The sequence below is a fragment of the Halomonas sp. SIMBA_159 genome, assembly GCF_046536035.1.
GTDB lineage: Bacteria > Pseudomonadota > Gammaproteobacteria > Pseudomonadales > Halomonadaceae > Vreelandella > Vreelandella venusta_A.
In genome coordinates this window covers 1-279 of the sequence record NZ_JAWJBT010000394.1, presented here as the reverse complement: position 1 = coordinate 279, position 279 = coordinate 1, and the positions used below count along the sequence as shown (strand labels likewise).

Genomic DNA, 279 nt, shown 5'->3' with positions numbered 1-279 from the left:
GATGGCCTGCGCTGATGCGCGTCAGGACCCGCCGGGGCGTATCAGCCGATTCTGGACCTGAGCAGGGCGATGTCATCGTCCGTCAGGAGGGCACGGGGGACCGCCGTGATCGCGGATGCGCCGCGAAGTTTGACGAGGACTGCGTGCCTGCCGGCGCGCACGCTCTGGAAGGTGCTGTAGGGGATGTCGGACGAGCGCCCGCCGGCACCGACGCGCAGAGCCTCGTCGTCGAGTCGGAGCCACACCGCGGTGCCGGGAGGTGATGCGGTCCGAACGGCC

At 70.6% G+C, this 279-nt stretch carries 1 protein-coding gene; it reads right to left on the bottom strand.

Annotated elements, in window-relative coordinates:
* Positions 1-41: 41 nt before the first annotated feature.
* Positions 42-279: YcxB family protein (locus R0J87_RS19755; protein WP_498888384.1), on the bottom strand; the 238-nt coding region annotated here is incomplete at its 5' end.